Raw genomic sequence first — 13516 nt, 5'->3', positions numbered from 1 at the left:
AATGGCGCCATGGCGTTCCTTCAAAGGCGCCTTGCAGCAGTATCTGAATTCAGTCATGGGCAACAATTGAGCAAACCCGGCCCCAACCTCGGATGGCCAGCGCAACATGACGCCTGGCAAAGGCTGGCAGGGAGGAACATCCGGATAGCCGAAACAAAAAAGCCAGACCTGCAGTCTGGCTTTTTATTTCATCAGCCCGGTTCGGGCTCATAATAGGCACTCAAGGTGGCACCCAAAGTGCCTACGCGGTGCTTATTCCTCGCTGTCACCCAGTGACAAGAGGGTGGCATTGCCGCCGATGGCGGTGATGTTGTTGGTGCGGGTCTTTTCTGTCACGAAACGGGTCAGGTAGTGTGGACCACCGGCCTTGGGGCCCGTGCCCGACAGGCCCTGACCACCGAAGGGTTGTACTCCGACCACGGCCCCTATCTGGTTGCGGTTGATGTAGACGTTACCCACGTTGACCTTGTCGGCCACGTTCAGCGCATGACCTTCGTTGCGGCTGTGGATGCCGAGCGTCAGGCCGAAGCCGGTGCTGTTGATCTCGTCTATCACCTTGGGCAGATCCGCGGCCTGATAACGGATCACGTGCAATATAGGCCCGAAGTGTTCCTTCTCCAGTACCTTGATGGAGTCGATTTCCACTGCGGTCGGGGCCACGAAGTGGCCTTTTTCCGTGCCGGCGGGCAGTTCCAGCTGTTTGATCAGCTTGCCTACCTGCTTGATGTGATCTAAGTGGGCATTGAGGTTGGCCTTGGCGGTGGCGTCGATCACCGGGCCGACGTCCGTCTTCACCAAACCAGGATTGCCTATGCTCAGCTCGTCCATGGCGCCCTGGAGCACGTCCAGCACGCGATCCGCTATGTCTTCCTGCAGGAACAGGACCCGCAGCGCCGAACAGCGTTGGCCGGCACTGGTGAACGAAGAGGACACCACGTCGTTGACCACTTGCTCGGGTTGTGAGGTCGAATCCACTACCATGGCATTCTGACCGCCGGTTTCGGCGATCAGGGGAATGATGGCGCCTTCACGGTTGGCCAGGGTACGGTTGATCAGCTTGGCTGTGCCGGTAGAACCGGTGAAACAGACGCCGCCTATGCGCTCGTCGCCTGTGATGGCCGAGCCTACGCTGGCACCCGTGCCCGGCAGGAATTGCAGCACTTCGGCTGGGATACCCGCCTGGTGTGCCAGTTGCACGGCACGGTAGCCTATGAGACTGGTCTGCTCGGCAGGCTTGGCGATAACTGTGTTACCGGCCGCCAGCGCCGCGGCGACCTGACCCAGGAAGATTGCCAATGGGAAGTTCCATGGGCTGATACAGACGAATACGCCGCGTCCCTGGAGGAACAGCTCGTTGAGCTCACCCGTCGGGCCCGGCAGCAGCTCGGGTTTGGCCATCATCTTCTTGGCCTGCACCGCATAGTAACGGCAGAAGTCGACCGCTTCGCGCACTTCGTCTATGCCGTCCTGGATGCTCTTGCCCGCTTCACGGGTACAGAGGGCGATCAGTTCTTCACGGTTTTCTTCCAGCAAGTCGGCCAGCTTCTGCAGCGCATTGGCGCGGGTCTCGACCGGGGTACGGCACCAGCCGCTGAAGGCCTTGTCGGCCGAGGCCAATGCCAGTTCTATGGCCTGGCTGTCGGCGAAGGCTACCTGACCCACGGTCAGTGAGGTGTCGAACGGGCTCAGCACAGGGTGAGTCTCACCCGCAAGCGTCTTGCCGTTGACCAGGGGACCCGCGGTCCACTGAGTGTCGCTGAATTTGTCCAGCGCCGCGAAGAAAGGTTCGGATTCTGAGATGATGTTCATGTTGAGTCCCTTGGAATTTTTACGTTCAGCGCCGAAGATGTCGGCGGGTGACACTATCTTGTTGTTAGCCAGGGTTTTGTAGCCTTTGAGCGTGGTCAGTGGGTGCACCACCAAAGACTCGATAGGGGTCTTGGGATCGACCAGTTTATGCACGAACGAGGTGTTGGCGCCATTTTCCAACAGGCGGCGTACCAGGTAAGGCAGCAGATCTTTATGGGCGCCTATGGGGGCATAGATGCGCACTGTCTGGCGACGATTTTCCGCCAAGACAGTGTCATACAACTCTTGTCCCATGCCATGCAGGCGCTGGAACTCGTAATGGCGATCGCCGGCCATGTCCATGATGGCGGCAACTGTCTGGGCATTATGGCTGGCAAACTGCGGATAGATGGCACCTCGGGTGGCATCGGACAGCAGGAAGCGGGCACAGGCCAGGTAGGACACATCTGTGCCCGCCTTACGGGTAAACAGCGGATAGCCGGCTTCGCCCGCCTGCTGGGCCCACTTGAGCTCGCTGTCCCAGTAGGCGCCTTTTACCAGACGCAGCGGGATCTCATCACCCTGTTCTTTGGCCAGACGGGTCAACCACACAAGTACCGGCAGGGCGCGCTTGGAGTAAGCCTGCACTACTATGCCAAGCAATCCCCAACCCTTGGCGGCCGGCGAGTTGTAGAGTTTCTTGAACAGCTTGAGTGACAGCTCGAGGCGATCCACTTCTTCGGCATCTATGGATATGCCTATGTTGAGGCCGCGGGCCTGTTCTATCAGGCGGATCACTGTGGCATAGAGTTCGGTCAGAACCCTGTCTTCGTTGGCCACTTCGTAACGTGGATGCAGTGCCGACAGCTTGATCGAGATGGTAGGGCGTGGCGACTGGCTCTCATCGTATTGCTGCGCCCCCAAGGTGGCGATGGCGTTGGAGTAGTCGTCGAAATATTTCTGGGCATCCTTGGCGGTCAGCGCCGCTTCGCCCAGCATGTCATAGCTGTGGGTGTAGCCTTGCTTGCGTCTGTCTTCGCTGTTCTTCAGCGCTTCCTTGACGGTACGGCCGAGAACGAATTGCTTACCCATGATCTTCATCGCCGCCATCATGGCCTGGCGGATCACGGGTTCACCCAAGCGGTTAACCAGACGCTTGAGCAGGTGGCTCGGAGTGCCGTCGAGTTTCTTGTCCAGCTTGACTATCTTGCCGGTCAGCATCAGGCCCCAGGTGGAGGCGTTCACCAGTACCGAGTCGCTCTTGCTCATGTGCTCGTCCCACTTGGCACCCGAGAGTTTATCCTCGATCAGGGCATCGGCGGTGTCGGCATCGGGAATACGCAGCAGGGCCTCGGCCAGACACATGAGGATGATACCCTCCTGGGTCTCCAGGCTGTACTGCTGCAGGAAGGCGTCTATGCCAACCATTAAGCCTTTCTTGTCGTATTGGCGAACCTGATCCACCAAATCATGAGCGCGACGAGTGACCCTTTGGATCGCTTCATCGCTCGACGGAACTAGCTTGATCAGTTCGGACAGATATTGTTCTTCATCGACAATATAGTTATCGCTGATCGCTTTGAACAGTTCGTCGAGATTGGCATTGTCGTAACGACCTGCCAGTACTTCACTCGCTTTGAACATAATAATCGCTTCCATCTGGGCCGGTTTATAGGGACTGTGTCACTGTCGTTGAATAGAAAAAACGCTTTCTTATTTTTGTATACAATGTGGGCGTTTTTCGCGCGAGATTATACAACCAAAATTTGCCGGGCGACACCAAAGTCGCACACTAAGTAGAGCAAGTTTGATCTGGATGAAAATTTGTCTCGGTGGCGCAGATAAAAAAAAGCCAGCTGGGTATGGGCTGGCTTGTTTTGCAAGGTGAGGAAGGGTTACATCCAGCGATCTTTCTTGCGGCGCTGTGGTCTTGGCAGATAGACCAGGAAGATGCCTATTATCATGCCTATGCCGGCGATCATCACGCCCTGGCTCCACATGTTAAACCTTTCATTCCTGGCGATATTCGCCAGTTTGTCGGTCGCCTGATCGCGTTCCTGGCTGGCCTGCTCCAGGCTTCTCTGGGTCTTGTTCAGTTGTGACTTGAGGCTCGCCAGTTCCTGCATGGCACCGTCGCTGCTGTTACGCAGGCTGTTCAACTGCTGTTGGGTCTGTTCCAGCTTGGCCTCGACTTGGGGCAAACGTTCACGAAAGCTTTGCTCTGCGCTCAGCATGTCGGTCTGCACCCAGCCTTCACGCCCCTTATGGTCGACTATCTTGGAATATTCCGCCTGGGTTTCGCCGGTGAAGGTCACTGGCTGGCCGGCTTCGACGCTGCCAAGAATGCGGTATTGGGTGCCGGGGCCACCGAGGAGATAGAGAAAAACATTGTCGGAAATATAACGGGTTTGGCCTGCGGCCAACAAGCTGGGAGAGAGCAGCAATATCGCTGCCAGAGTCAGGAGTCTTAACACTTATCAATTCTCATCAACGAAAGATTGTCCACATGCTAGGGATTTGGCGGCGCTAATGCAAGAGGGAAGTCATATGACTTCCCTCTCATTCATGCTGGCGACTGAGCCCTGGCCTAGCCGAAAATGCCTTTGATCATATAGAAGAAGATGATCGACAGACCGGCGCCGGCCGGCAAAGTAATGACCCAAGACACTACTATGTTGCGTACCACGCCCATGTTGATGGCGGCGATACCACGGGCCATACCTACACCCAACACGGCCCCAACCAAGGTTTGGGTGGTGGAGATTGGCAGGCCAGTACCCGAGGCTATGACCACTGTGGTAGCGGCAGCCAGCTCGGCGGCAAAGCCACGGCTCGGCGTCAGGTGGGTGATGTTCTTGCCTATAGTCTGCATCACGCGCTTGCCGAAGATGGCCAGACCCATGACTATGCCTATGCCACCCAGCGGCAGGATCCACCATACCAGGGCAGACTTGGAGGCAATCTCACCGCCGCTGCTGACCACTGAAACCACTGCGGCCAAGGGGCCGATGGCGTTGGCCACATCGTTGGAGCCGTGGGCGAAGGCCATGCAGCAGGCCGTCATGACCATGAGTACCGCAAACACTTTCTCGACATTACCGAAATGGGCTTGGCGATCGGCTTTGTCACTCATTTTCAGACGCGAAATGACTATCTTGCCGACGATGGCGATCAGGATGGCGATCGCTGTGGCTAAGCCATAGGCTTCGACACTGCTGAAATGGATACCTACGTGTTTCAGACCCTTGGTGATGGTCACCAGTGACATGATAAAACCGGCCAATGCCATGTAGAAAGGCACGTAACGTTTGGCGTTTGCCAGCGGATTATCCGTGTTGAAGATCAGCTTCTGCACGCTTTGGAATAAGATGAAGGCGATGAAACCCGAGATGGCCGGGGTGATGATCCAAGAGCCGACGATACCGCCAACCTTGCCCCATATGACGGCATCTGTGCTCACACCCACGGCGGCGAAACCTATGATGGCGCCGACTATGGAGTGAGTGGTAGACACGGGCCAGCCCAATGCCGACGCTACTACCAGCCAGATACCTGCGGCCAGCAGGGAGGCTATCATGCCATAGACCAGCAGCTGCGGCGCCTCGGTGAAGTAGGCAGGATCTATGATGCCGTTGCGTATGGTGCTGGTGACTTCGCCACCCGCTAAATAGGCGCCGGCAAACTCGAATATCATCGCTATGATGATCGCCTGTTTAATTGTGATTGCGTTGGACCCAACCGAGGTGCCCATCGCATTGGCTACGTCGTTGGCACCTATACCCCATGCCATCAAAAAGCCAAAAGCGGCCGCAATACCAATGAGCCAGGGGCCATTGGTGATTAATACATCAACCATGTTATTACCTTGATAATCTTGTTGTTAAACGCGAGCCAGCATCAGCTCCATGCGTGAACCGACACGCTCGGCAAGATCGGCCAGGTCGCCGACCCATTCGATGATCTTGTAGAGGAACATTACATCGACAGGATTCAGTTCCGATTCCATGGCGAATAACTGCCGGCGTACCTGAACTTGCAGGTCGTCGGTGTCTTCTTCGATGATGTCCAGTTCGTTAATCATTTTTGCCACAAGATCCACTTCACGACCGCGGAAACCTGTTTCGAGCAGATCGTCCAGTTCGTTGATGGCTTGCTGCGCCAATGCGACGGCGTCGAGACAACGCTGCAGATAGGCGATGAAGGGGGGCTGCATCACTTTAGGGATGAGTAGTTGACGGCCGATGACGCGGCCAGAGATATCTTTTGCCTTGTTGGCTATCTTGTCTTGCTGGGTCAGTAGCTCCAGCAGATCGGTACGCTCAACCGGCATAAACAAGCCACCGGGCAGGGTGAGACGGATTTCACGTTTGAGTGAATCGGCCTGTTTCTCAGCCAGGCTTATCTGCTTACGCAGCTGAGCGGCCTTATCCCAGTCACCCGAGATAGTCGCTTCGAAAAAGGGGACAAGTATGGATGCACAATCGTATACTTTGTCTATATGCTCTTGTAGAGGCTTAATTGGCGATTTTGCAAACACGCCCAAAATAGAGTTTACTGGCATTGCCGTTTACCTATTTAGGTTATTCCATTATTGGAAAAAGCGGGCGCATGTTAACTCAAGCGTCCGCGTATTGAAACTGTGTTTTTTGAGAAAAAACCACAGGATTATTCTAACCGCTTATATATGAACTGCAAATCCCAATACTAGGGGATTTTTATGACAGCAATGTGACATTATGACTAAATAATGACGTGCTGATGAATATTTGATGACAAAGCGAGCCGTTGTTTGATGGATGCCGAGATAGAACTTAAGTTGTTTTTCCCACCTAACTACCAAGAAACCTTGATAAAAATCCTCGATGCCTTCCCAGGTGCCGAAGCGCACGCCGAGGTGCAACTGGCTAATGGTTATTTCGATACCCCTGAGCTGCAATTGCGTCGCTGGGACATGGGGTTGCGGGTCAGGCGTCGGGATGCCCACAGGGAACAGACGATAAAAACGGCGGGCAAGGTGGTCGGCGGTATTCATTCCCGACCCGAATATAATGTCACCATCACGCAAAATGTCCCAGATTTGAGCCTGTTTCCTGCCAAAATCTGGCCAGAGGGAGCCGACGTGGCCGCCACCCAAGCCGGATTGACTTGCCTGTTCCACACGGATTTTACCCGCCGCGCCTGGCACATCAGCGTCGAAGGCGCTGACAGTGCCTGTGGGGCCAGCTTAGTCGAAGTGGCATTGGACCTTGGCAAGATAACGGCCAAGGGACGGCAACAGGCCATCTGTGAGCTCGAGTTTGAGCTGTTGGCCGGCGACACCTCGGCGCTCCTGACCCTGGCGGAACTGGTCGCCAAGCGGGTGCCGGTCAGGCTGGGCAAGGCCAGCAAGGCCCAACGAGGCTACCAGTTGGCTGAGAGTCGGTCGGTGGCAAAGGGGAGCAGCCTGGTGCCGCAACCGCTCGACTTTATCGCCCTGAGTCCAGAGCTCAATCAGACGCAAACTCTACAGACCCTGGTGGAAACCGGGCTGGAACGCTGGCAGTTGTTGGAGGCCCAGTTGGCCGCCGAGAATGATCCCTGCGAAGCCGTGGTACTCTGGACACGGCTGCGTGCCTGCATTCGTTTCCTCAGACTCAGTCTGGCGCAGTTCGACTTACTGGATAGCATGCTGGCATCGGGATTTGCCTGTATCGAAGCCGAGTTGGCGTTCATCGACCAGGGCAAGACTCTGGTAGGCTTGCTAGGCCAAGATGCGAATTTGTTCGCCAAACATCCCCGGGCGCAGATCTTATCCGATGCCTTGCTGCAGGCGCTCGATGAACTTAAGCTGCCACAGCGCTTGAGCGGCCTCTGGGCGCTGCCCGAATATGGTCAGTTACAACTGGCGCTGGTACAGCAATTGTTGCGCCTGGAGAAGAGCCAGGTGCCGTCCCTGGCCGCCAACTTGAAAGACTTCGCCGATCTCTGCCAGCAGGCGTCCTGGTCCCGACTCCAACAGGCCATGCCAGTGCAGGCAAGGTTGGCGAGTCAGGATTATCTGCAATTGGCCAACACCCTGGATGAGTGCCTCCTGGTGGGACTGGCTTACGGTGGTTTGTATCCTCAGGCGCTGCGGGATGAATTCCGGGCCCCGTGGCAGGATCTCGCCGTTGGCATACATGTGCTCGGGTGCTATCTGTTGTTGGCCGAATTGAGCAGCGCCGCCGGGCTGGATATGGAGGCCTGGCTCTATGATAAGCACCAGAGCCTGCTGTTTGCCATGGAGCATTCCCGCCGCAGTGCGCTGCAGAATGTCCCCTATTGGGGTTGAGCTTCAACGACCCCATAGACAAAGCGCTTAGGTAAGTACTTAGGTAAAGCACTGAGATTAGGTACTTAGATAGAGAGCTTAGAGTGATTTGAGCGCATTTGGAGAGAGAGCTTGAATTGAGTACTTCAGCCAGCATGCCCGGGCATGCTGGCTCAGGGCCTAGCTTAGAAGGTCTTCACGCCCTCAGGGGTGCCGACCAGCAACACATCGGCACCGCGTTTGGCAAACAGGCCGTTGGTGACCACGCCGACTATGGCATTGATCTTGTCTTCCATCTCCTTGGGATTGAGGATCTTCATGTTGTAGACATCCAAGATCACATTGCCATTGTCTGTCACTACGCCTTCGCGATACACGGGATCCCCGCCGAGCTTCACCAATTCCCTGGCCACGTAAGAGCGCGCCATGGGGATGACTTCCACCGGCAATGGAAACTCACCCAGAACATCCACCTGCTTGGTATTATCGACGATGCAGATGAATTTTTTGGCGACGGCGGCAACGATTTTTTCCCGGGTCAGTGCGGCACCACCGCCCTTGATCATGTCCATCTGGGGATTGATCTCATCGGCACCGTCGACATAGATGTCGAGTTGATCGACGCTGTTGAGATCGTAAACCGGGATCCCCAGCGCCTTCAGCTTGGCGGTCGAAGCCTCTGAGCTGGAGACGGCGCCTTCGATATCGGCCTTGATGGTCGCCAGCGCATCAATAAAATGGTTGACGGTAGAGCCTGTGCCCACCCCAACGATACTGTCTCTTTCGACATATTTGAGTGCGGCCCAGCCGGCAGCTTTTTTCATTTCATCTTGAGTCATAATGACATCCTGTAACGGCATATGAGTGGGAAATCCAGCGCCTAGTATACCCTTTCCCCACGGCATAGGTGGTCAAAAATCCGCAGCTTTCATGGCAATATTTGGCTGCAATCACAAAATATTTACCGATTGGCAGAGAGAAAAACTCAGGTATTACAGTCATTCGGCTTGGGTTAATATGGCTATTGGGATTTTCTTCGATTGGAGTCGATATGGCCGGCGCTAGCCTGTTAACCCTGCTGGATGATATTGCCAGCATTCTTGATGATGTGGCCCTCATGAGTAAGGTGGCGGCCAAGAAAACCGTCGGCGTGCTGGGGGACGATCTGGCCCTCAACGCCCAGCAGGTGTCGGGTGTCAGCAGCGAACGCGAGTTGCCTGTGGTATGGGCCGTGGCCATGGGCTCCTTTCGCAATAAACTCGTCCTGGTGCCGGCGGCCATGCTGATCAGCGCCTTCATCCCCTGGGCCGTGACCCCCTTGCTGATGCTCGGCGGGCTATTTCTCTGTTTCGAAGGTTTCGAAAAGCTGCATCATAGCTACAGCCATAGGAGGAAAGCAGGCAGTCGAGGAGGGGCGGTGAATGAGCCTACCCGGCACGGGACAGCACCGGGCATAGGGCCGACGCCCGAACGCGAAATCGCCACGGCACAGGCAGATGCGCCACCAGCGGGAGCGGTGGACCCCTTGCTGGCGCACGTTGCCGCCCTCAGGGCCCAGGAGCGACAAAAAGTCAAAGGTGCCATACGCACCGACTTCGTGCTGTCGGCAGAAATCATCGCCATTACCTTGGGCACAGTGGCGGATTCTGGCCTCTGGACCCAGTTCGCCACCCTGAGCATCATAGCCGTCATAATGACCTTGGGGGTCTATGGTCTGGTGGCCGCCATAGTCAAGCTGGATGATGTGGGTTTGTATCTGAGTCGGCGTGCGCCGCAACACTTTATGGCGCTGCCGGGGCGACGTCTGGGACGCCTGCTCTTGTTATCCGCGCCTAAGTTAATGAAGACATTGACCCTGGTCGGTACCGCGGCCATGTTTATGGTGGGGGGCGGCATCTTGACCCATGGACTGCATTTCCTGGGAGACAAGCTGGCTTGGGCTGCCGAAGCCGTGGGCCGCATCGCGCTGCTGGGCCCAGGATTGGCCTTCTTTACCCCAAGCCTGCTCAATGGCCTGTTTGGGATCATGGTCGGCGGTGTATGTTTGCTGCTGCTGACGGGAATACAGAGGCTCAGAGGCTGAACCCTGGCGGTTTCATTTACGGGCAAGAATATTTTCACCCAAGCGATATTTTATCGGCGAAATCGAGTACACTGCGCCCCCTTTGTTTTATGGTGAGCGTTTCGTCCGCTTGGTAAAACAAACGATGAAAAATCATTGAGGAATAGAGCAAATGAGCAAAGGTAAGAAATACGACTTTCGCGTCACCGAAAGCAGCAAGGGCTGGAAAGCCGAGATAGTCAGACGCATGACATCGACCAAGACAGTGGTCTCCAAGTTCAGGGACGGCATGGCGACAGAGGCCGAGGCCCAGGCCTGGGGTGAAGAGACGCTCAAGTCTTTCTTGCAGGCCCAGGTAGAGCGCAACAAGCAGCAGTCTGAGAAACGTACCCAGGCGGCCAAAGTCGCCGAAGAAAAACGTTTGGCGGCGGCCTTGGCGGCCGAGCGCAATTATGATGAAGCTGAAGACAGCGACGAAGAATAGGTCGCTGGCCAGGCTCTCTTTTCCGCTTCCGGAAATGAGTGCTTATTTGAACAACCGCAGTTAAGCCAAGTGGCGTTTCGGTCATGTTCACCAAATATGGCTGTACGAAGAGAGCGAGCCCATGGGCTCGCTTTTTTGTTGCCGACAAATCCCATTTTGGCCCCGGCGGCATTGCCTGCCCAGGCTTGAGCGAGTCTCTGTCAGGATAGGACTATGTCGGGGTGGAGCTGTGTCAGGATAGAGCCATGCCAGAGTGGAGCTATGCCAGAGTGGAGCCATGTCGGAGCGAGTCTATGCTAGAGTGGCCCAAGTGAGACTGCACAGAACTGATACCTGGGAGTGTGAATAATTTGTTTGAGCTAGACACAGAGGAATACCTTAACAAAACGTTCGAGGGCCTGGAGCTTGCCGGGCAGGAACTCAGACGCAAGCGCTTCGAGGCTTGCCACTTCCTGGGCTGTGATTTCAGCGATGCCCGCTTCGAAAGATGCGAGTTTATCGATTGCCAATTCAGCCAGTGTAATTTGAGCCTGGTGGATCTGGCCTTCAGTCGCTTTTCCGAGGTGAGTTTTGCCGAATGCAAGCTGCTGGGTATCAACTGGGGCCGGGCCAGCTGGCCGCAATTGGCCCTGTCGGCGCCGATCAATTTCAGCGACTGCCTGTTGAACGACTCGTCTTTCTTCGGCCTGAGCCTGAGTGGACTGGTCATGACAGGCTGCAGGGCACACGAGGTGGATTTCAGGGATGGGAATTTCAATGGCGGCCAGTTTGCCGGCACAGATTTCAGCAATAGCCTGTTTGCCAATACCCAGCTGGTCAAGGCCGACTTTGTCGATGCCACTCAGTATGATCTGGATGTGCGCCATAATAATGTGCAGCAGGCCAGGTTCGATCGCTTCGAGGCGGTGAGGCTGCTCGCTGGCCTGGGCATTTGCATAGTGGATTGAGTATCACAGGCGCCTCGCCGGGGCGCCTGTGATCCGTCTCAGGGCGTGATGCTGAAGCTGCCTTGCATCAAGGCCCAATGACCCGGGAAGGAGCAGAAGAAGTTATAGGCTTGTTCCTGGGTCATGCCGGCGGTGCTGAAGGTCACAGAGGCTGACTCGCCGCCGCCAACCAGGCTGGTGTGGGCCAGCACTCGGGTATCAGCGTCCATGATGAAGTTGTGCTCGGGACCGGCCGTCATGCCATCATTGGCAATGGCGGCCATGTCTTCGGCCTTGCTCAGCACCCAGTTATGGCCCATGGCCGTTTTCGGCAGGCTCCCCGTATGGGTCAGGGTGAGTGTGACTTCAGTACAGCTCGCCGGCACACTTAACGCCTGCTTATCATACTGCATGGCGTCGTTGGCACCTATGGCGAGTTCGCATTCGTTGGCGCTGGCGTGAGCGCTTATTCCCAGGAGAAGCCCCAGAGCGACCCCCCCCCTGAGAAGTTTGGTCATTTTGCTGTTGTTCATAGTGATTGTCCTTCTGTTGGTTCGGCTAACCCAGGTTAGCCATAGAGATTGAAAAACACTTAAACATTAATGAGAATTGGTTGCAATTGAGTTTTCGAGCGCTTTACATATGTTGTCCGGCCCACGGCTCAGCCGCTGTCGACTGAGTGTGAGCGACTCGGGTTGCCGAAATAAATACACAGAACATTGTACACTTTTTCAGCTAATCTTGTTTTGCTTTCGTACCAGGCAGACTGTCATGTGGGGGAGGGCATGGGAAGGCGCGCCATGTATGCTATGCCGGCTAACGGCCAGAGGCTTGAGCCTAGGGTGACATAGAGCGGCAAACCTTGGTTGCCGCGCCCAGCTTGTGAAGTCAGGTTAGCGAACTAGAATTGAAGGAAGTTTGACAGCGTTTTCTCTTTACACCATGGAACAAGGATGCAAGCGGTATGAAAGCGACTTCGACAGCAGCTGTGAGTATTTCATTGGCCCCAGGCGTCATGGCACTGGGACTCTATTGTTGCTTGAGCTATTCCCCTGTGCTGGCCGAAGTGCCGGCCGACCAGCCCGGGCAGCCGGCTTTGACCGGGTTCAGTCAAAAGTTGGGGTTCAATTTACCCCAGGGATGGAAGCGCGCGTCCAACGAGACACAAGTCAACATGATCCAGGCCGAATTTGTGCCTCAGGAGCAGACGCTCGGCAGCTGGTCATCCATGATCTGTGTGCAAAGCTTCAAGGGCCTGGCCGCCGAAGTCACGGCCGAGCAGTTCCTCGACCGACTGGCGATAAGCTATCGGGATGTGTGCCGGGGGGAGTTGGTCTATCAGAAGCTGGGTGAGACCCAGGTCGATGGTCATCCAGGTTTTCAGGCCATCATGGGCTGCACCGAGTTAGTGCTCCAGTCTGATGCCAAGCTGCAACCCGCCCCCGCAGAGCCCAGGGGGGAGATAGGCTACTATGCCGCCATCCTGGGGCAGGTGGATCTCTATCTGCTGCATAAGTCTGATCGCCGCGAGGTCTTCAACCTGCGCCAAGTTCCCTTGGCCGCCACCAACTACCGTGACTTTGTCGCGACCATTCAGCCCCTATCACTCAAGTAGCGCCTGCGGCTGTCGCCCTGCATTAGACATTTATCCATATAGACGTCTATAATGCGCCCGTCCAGGCGGGAGACCGCCTGACTCTGATGATTAAAACTAATTTCAGTCAACCTTTAGTGGTGCCTGTGCGGTAACAGCACGGGATAATCGGGAAGCCTGTGAGATTCAGGCACTGCCCCCGCAACGGTATGAGGTGAGAGCCGGGCGCGCTCGCAAGGATGAGCGTTAAAAAAGCCCGGGCTCGGGTGAGTCGGCAGCTATGTCTGTCCGCAGCACATAACCTAAGTCCGGAGACCGGCCCTTAAGGTGATTTCGCGATTTCGGTGGGCAGATCTCGAAATGTGCCAGTGGC

At 55.9% G+C, this 13516-nt stretch carries 11 protein-coding genes and 1 riboswitch; of the genes, 5 read left to right on the top strand and 6 right to left on the bottom strand.

Annotated elements, in window-relative coordinates; all coding sequences use genetic code 11:
- Window positions 1–252: 252 nt before the first annotated feature.
- The 4 genes from putA to LZP73_RS05075 form a co-directional block, all read right to left on the bottom strand.
- On the bottom strand, window positions 253–3447 hold the full coding sequence (gene putA / locus LZP73_RS05090; RefSeq protein WP_234233384.1) for a bifunctional proline dehydrogenase/L-glutamate gamma-semialdehyde dehydrogenase PutA: 3195 nt from the start codon (window positions 3445–3447) through the stop codon (window positions 253–255).
- A gap of 236 nt (window positions 3448–3683) precedes the next feature.
- A complete protein-coding gene (locus LZP73_RS05085; RefSeq protein ID WP_234233383.1) occupies window positions 3684–4262 on the bottom strand; it encodes a TIGR04211 family SH3 domain-containing protein in 579 nt (192 codons plus the stop codon).
- Window positions 4263–4375: 113 nt separating this feature from the next.
- Window positions 4376–5644 carry an inorganic phosphate transporter gene (locus LZP73_RS05080; RefSeq protein ID WP_234233382.1) on the bottom strand — a complete coding sequence of 423 codons (1269 nt, stop codon included), beginning with the start codon at window positions 5642–5644 and terminating at the stop codon, window positions 4376–4378.
- A gap of 24 nt (window positions 5645–5668) precedes the next feature.
- Window positions 5669–6349, bottom strand: a complete 681-nt coding sequence (locus tag LZP73_RS05075; protein WP_169565160.1) for a TIGR00153 family protein — start codon at window positions 6347–6349, stop codon at window positions 5669–5671.
- A 231-nt stretch (window positions 6350–6580) separates the two neighbouring features.
- On the opposite strand from LZP73_RS05075, the gene LZP73_RS05070 reads away from it, so the two are divergent.
- Window positions 6581–8098 carry a CYTH domain-containing protein gene (locus LZP73_RS05070; protein WP_234234205.1) on the top strand — a complete coding sequence of 506 codons (1518 nt, stop codon included), beginning with the start codon at window positions 6581–6583 and terminating at the stop codon, window positions 8096–8098.
- Window positions 8099–8262: 164 nt separating this feature from the next.
- On the opposite strand, the gene rpiA is transcribed toward LZP73_RS05070, so the two are convergent.
- Window positions 8263–8916, bottom strand: coding sequence for a ribose-5-phosphate isomerase RpiA (gene rpiA, locus LZP73_RS05065; protein WP_234233381.1), 654 nt, complete (start codon window positions 8914–8916; stop codon window positions 8263–8265).
- A gap of 212 nt (window positions 8917–9128) precedes the next feature.
- Between rpiA and LZP73_RS05060 the strand changes: the two genes are divergently transcribed.
- The 3 genes from LZP73_RS05060 (at window position 9129) to LZP73_RS05050 (ending at window position 11570) form a co-directional block, all read left to right on the top strand.
- Window positions 9129–10160, top strand: a complete 1032-nt coding sequence (locus tag LZP73_RS05060) for a DUF808 domain-containing protein (RefSeq protein WP_234233380.1) — start codon at window positions 9129–9131, stop codon at window positions 10158–10160.
- A gap of 151 nt (window positions 10161–10311) precedes the next feature.
- Window positions 10312–10623, top strand: a complete 312-nt coding sequence (locus tag LZP73_RS05055; RefSeq protein WP_234233379.1) for a DUF3622 domain-containing protein — start codon at window positions 10312–10314, stop codon at window positions 10621–10623.
- A 341-nt stretch (window positions 10624–10964) separates the two neighbouring features.
- The gene (locus tag LZP73_RS05050) at window positions 10965–11570 is read left to right on the top strand and encodes a pentapeptide repeat-containing protein (protein ID WP_234233378.1); all 606 of its coding nucleotides are present in this window, start codon (window positions 10965–10967) and stop codon (window positions 11568–11570) included.
- 38 nt (window positions 11571–11608) lie between these two features.
- On the opposite strand, the gene azu is transcribed toward LZP73_RS05050, so the two are convergent.
- Window positions 11609–12082: an azurin gene (gene azu, locus LZP73_RS05045; protein WP_442800715.1), complete on the bottom strand. Its 474-nt coding sequence runs from the start codon at window positions 12080–12082 to the stop codon at window positions 11609–11611.
- Between the two features lie 431 nt (window positions 12083–12513).
- Between azu and LZP73_RS05040 the strand changes: the two genes are divergently transcribed.
- On the top strand, window positions 12514–13164 hold the full coding sequence (locus tag LZP73_RS05040; RefSeq protein WP_234233377.1) for a hypothetical protein: 651 nt from the start codon (window positions 12514–12516) through the stop codon (window positions 13162–13164).
- Window positions 13165–13264: 100 nt separating this feature from the next.
- Window positions 13265–13481, top strand: a riboswitch (cobalamin riboswitch).
- Window positions 13482–13516 lie beyond the last annotated feature (35 nt).

This window comes from Shewanella sp. AS16 (assembly GCF_021412365.1).
In the GTDB taxonomy this organism is placed as follows: Bacteria; Pseudomonadota; Gammaproteobacteria; order Enterobacterales; family Shewanellaceae; genus Shewanella; species Shewanella salipaludis.
This window is presented reverse-complemented; position numbering and strand designations above follow the sequence as displayed.